Annotated in this window: 1 protein-coding gene and 1 pseudogene; both read left to right on the forward strand. The window is 58.8% G+C overall.

Annotated features, from left to right (window positions below; all coding sequences use genetic code 11):
• A pseudogene (locus EOA28_RS35760) lies at positions 1-270 on the forward strand (sugar ABC transporter permease); the annotation flags it as partial.
• A 2-nt stretch (positions 271-272) separates the two neighbouring features.
• Complete coding sequence (locus EOA28_RS35765) at positions 273-1166, forward strand: carbohydrate ABC transporter permease (protein WP_042642449.1); 894 nt, start codon at positions 273-275, stop codon at positions 1164-1166.
• Positions 1167-1365: the final 199 nt, after the last annotated feature.

The following is a 1365-nucleotide window of genomic DNA, read 5'->3' on the forward strand; positions in this document are numbered from 1 at the left end:
CTGCTGACGCCGATCATTGCCATCACCATGACTTTCTCGGTGCTCTTCACCTTCACCGATTTCCAACTGATCTATGTGCTCACTCGTGGCGGCCCGGTGAACGCCACGCATTTGATGGCGACATTATCTTTCCAACGCGGCATTGCTGGGGGCCAACTCGGAGAGGGCGCGGCGATCGCCGTCGCCATGATCCCCTTCCTGCTGGCGGCGATCCTGTTCAGCTATTTCGGCTTGCAACGGCGCAGATGGCAGCAAGGCGGCGGAGACTGAACATGGCCGCGATCAAGCAAGCCGGGCGCGTTGATACCGACGAAGGGGGCATGGGCTACCTGCAAAGTCTGCCCCGCCGGGTGGTGACGATCTACCTGCCGCTGCTGGTGTTCATGATCGTACTCCTGTTCCCCTTCTACTGGATGACGGTCACAGCCATTAAGCCGAATGCCGAGATGACCGACTACGTGAACTACAACCCATTCTGGGTTGTTCATCCGACATTGCAGCACATACGTTATCTGTTGTTTGAGACCTCTTATCCTGGTTGGCTGCTCAACACTCTCATCATCTCGACGGCCGCCACTTTCCTGTCGCTGTTGGCAGCGGTGCTGGCGGCCTATGCCATCGAACGCCTGCGATTCTCGGGCGCGCGGCAGGTCGGCCTGGCAGTGTTCCTGGCCTATCTTGTGCCGCCTTCGATTCTATTCATCCCACTGTCCCTGATGGTGTTCAATCTCGGCCTCTATGACACACCGTTCGCGCTGATCCTCACCTACCCCACCTTCCTCATTCCTTTCTGCACCTGGCTGCTGATGGGCTATTTTCGGTCGATCCCGTTCGAATTGGAAGAATGCGCTCTGATCGATGGCGCTAGCCGTTTGCAGATCCTCACCAAGATCGTGCTGCCGCTGTCAGTACCTGGTCTGATATCTGCGGGCATCTTCGCCTTCACGCTATCGTGGAACGAGTTCATTTATGCGTTGACCTTCATTCAATCGTCGGAAAAGAAGACGGTACCGGTTGGCGTGCTCACCGAGCTGGTCCGCTCCGACGTCTACGAATGGGGTGCGCTTATGGCAGGGGCGCTGATTGGGTCGCTGCCGGTGGTGATTCTCTATTCATTCTTTGTCGAGCACTACGTCTCCTCGATGACCGGCGCGGTAAAGGAATAACGCGGCGCGATCGCATCTGCTGTGTCCTCTCCCACGACTTTGCCGGGAAGTGGCCGCGGCCGCGAGATAGAGGCGGCTGCGACTGAAGCTGCCGGGGTCTCGGGGGCGGAGAGTTCGCTGCCCGTGCGGGTTCTCCAGCCCACAGCAGGAGCTTGCGGACAAGGCGATCGTCTCGCTCAACGCGCTGGCCCGCTTAGAG

It is taken from the genome of Mesorhizobium sp. M2A.F.Ca.ET.067.02.1.1 (genome assembly GCF_004023285.1).
Taxonomy (GTDB): Bacteria; Pseudomonadota; Alphaproteobacteria; order Rhizobiales; family Rhizobiaceae; genus Mesorhizobium.

What these genes read in the sequence shown, in the direction of transcription:
- EOA28_RS35765 (WP_042642449.1), top strand. Translation starts at nt 273, where the DNA reads ATGGCCGCGATCAAGCAAGCCGGGCGCGTTGATACCGACGAAGGGGGC.